At 43.6% G+C, this 2,549-nt stretch carries 1 protein-coding gene; it reads left to right on the forward strand.

What is annotated here, in order from left to right:
- Positions 1-2,496, forward strand: a 2,496-nt coding sequence (locus tag OM075_RS24775) for a hypothetical protein (protein ID WP_301193248.1), incomplete at its 5' end; no start/stop codon positions are given.
- Positions 2,497-2,549 lie beyond the last annotated feature (53 nt).

The raw sequence follows: 2,549 nt of genomic DNA on the forward strand, positions 1-2,549 counted from the left end.
ACGATAAAAATGTTTAGGGGAACAACCCCACCGTTATTGAAAAAAGGCGAATGGGCTTCGGATGGCCAGTACGCTTATTTGGGTATGGAACACGAACAATACAAAGTGTTTCAGGGCGTGTTTGACATGAGTAAAGACCAGCAGATAACAGGTTTTGAATACGATGTTGAGCGCAAAGCTATTATTATTCCGTCAGGAACTCCGTTTTCAAAACTGCAAAGGCTGTTTGATTCCCTGCCCAAAGCATTGAAGTACCACACCAACAAAAGTGCAAGTATCAGCATAATGTTTGAGGATGGTACTTACATCAACGATTTGGGAACGTTCCTGGTCCTTCGTGATTTCTCCTACCAAATCAACATCTGCTCATTGAGCAATAAGGTGGATGGCGTTGTTGGAACATACGTTAAGCCTGTAATTTTCCAGAGTGATAAGGCGATTGAGATTTACAATAGTGCTATCAATTTTGCAGACATACGCTTTGAATATACCGATGCCGGAAGCGGTGCAATAGCCTTTCTGAATAGTACCACTAATATTGATGATTGCTGTTTTGAAGCAAAAGTCAATCAGTCTTGTGTATTTGACAGGGGCTACAACAAGATTGTGTTTTCTGATACCTATTTCAAGATGAACAGGGATATTCAGGACACCATTCTTGACAGGGCTTCGGTTGGTTCATTCATCAATATTGCACGTTCAAAATCCGCTCCTGAATACAGACCAAAAACCATTGTTCAGCAAATAAGCGGTGGTTTGATTATCGCCGGGAATGTTGAAGACTTGCTTATATCAGAGAAAAGTCCTGTGTATATGCCCAATGGTGGTATCGAGGTACACGGTGGTTTTGTAACCGACCCTGATGGAAATATCAATATTGCCATTCCTACCAAGCTTTCGCAGTTGGAAAACGATATGAACCTGACTTCTAATTTTGAAGAACTGCAAAATAAACCAACGACCATAAGTGCAGAACAGGCAACGGCAATTGAGAACAACAATAAAAAGAGCAGCTACCCACAAGCAGATGCAGAAAAGCTTGCAGGGATTGAGGAAGGTGCTACTGTCGGAGCTGATTGGAATACCAATATTCACAATAAGCCGACTACCATATCAGCAGAACAATCGGCAGCTATCGAGGCAAATACGCAAAAACGTTCCTATCCCGAAGTAGATGAAAACAAGTTGGCAGGGATTGAAGAAAACGCCACCGTTGGAGCTGATTGGGACACGAATGTGCAGAACAAACCTGTAACCATCTCTCCACAACAAGCAGCCGATATTGAAGCTAATAACGCAAAACGCAGTTATCCGCAAGCCGATGAAGATAAGCTTTCAGGCATAGAGGAAAATGCAACTATCGGAGCAGATTGGGAAACCAATATTGCGAATAAGCCAACCACCATTTCGGAGGAACAGGCAACCGCCATAGAAGCGAACACGGCAAAACGTTCTTATCCCGAAGCGGATGAAACCAAATTGGCAGGGATTGAAGAAGGTGCTACTGTTGGAGGAGATTGGGAAACCAATATTCAAAATAAACCTGTGACCATATCGGTAGAACAGGCAGCAGCTATTGAGGCAAATACCGAAAAGCGAAGCTACCCACAAGCCGATGAAGATAAGCTTTCAGGCGTAGAAGAAAACGCAACTGCCGGAGCAGATTGGGAGACAAACATTGCCAATAAGCCAACCACTATTTCAGAGGAACAGGCTACGGCAATCGAAGCCAATACAGCCAAACGTTCATACCCCGAAGCTGATGAAACCAAACTTGGAGGAATCGAAGAAGGTGCTACTGTTGGAGGTGATTGGGAAACTAATATTCAGAATAAACCTGTTACCATTTCGGCAGAACAGGCAGCAGCCATTGAAACCAATGCCCAAAAACGAAGCTATCCACAAGCTGACCAGGACAAACTTTCAGGTATTGAAGAAAACGCCACAGCCGGGGCGGATTGGGAAGCGAATATCGCTAATAAACCTACTACCATAACAGAAGAACAAGCTACCGCCATTGAAGCGAACACAGCAAAACGTTCTTATCCCGAAGCGGATGAAACCAAGCTTGGAGGAATCGAAGAAGGTGCTACTGTTGGGGCGGATTGGGATACCAATATTCAGAATAAACCGACAACTATTTCGGTAGAACAGGCAGCAGCCATTGAAGCCAATAATGCTAAACGCAGTTACCCACAGGCAGATGAAGACAAGCTTTCAGGCATAGAAGAAAATGCCACCGTTGGGGCTGATTGGGATGTCAACTTGCAGAACATTCCTGACTTCCTGAAAAAGTTCTTACAGGTATATGCTGATTCCGGCATTTTCTCAGGTGAAGATTGGGAAACAAAGCTCGCAGAGATACTGAACTTCCAAATCAACTTCATGAAAAACTTCGTGGATGCCGATGTGGATAGCCTTTCGGTAGATGTTGCAGGGAACAACCTGAAGCTGACTTTCAAAGACGAAACAGACAAAACCATTACACTCCAATAATTATGAAAGCATTAGTAATAGCAAGCCTTTTCACGGCATTTATAGCCTTGGTA

It is taken from the genome of Plebeiibacterium sediminum (genome assembly GCF_026013605.1).
Lineage (GTDB): Bacteria > Bacteroidota > Bacteroidia > Bacteroidales > Marinilabiliaceae > Saccharicrinis > Saccharicrinis sediminus.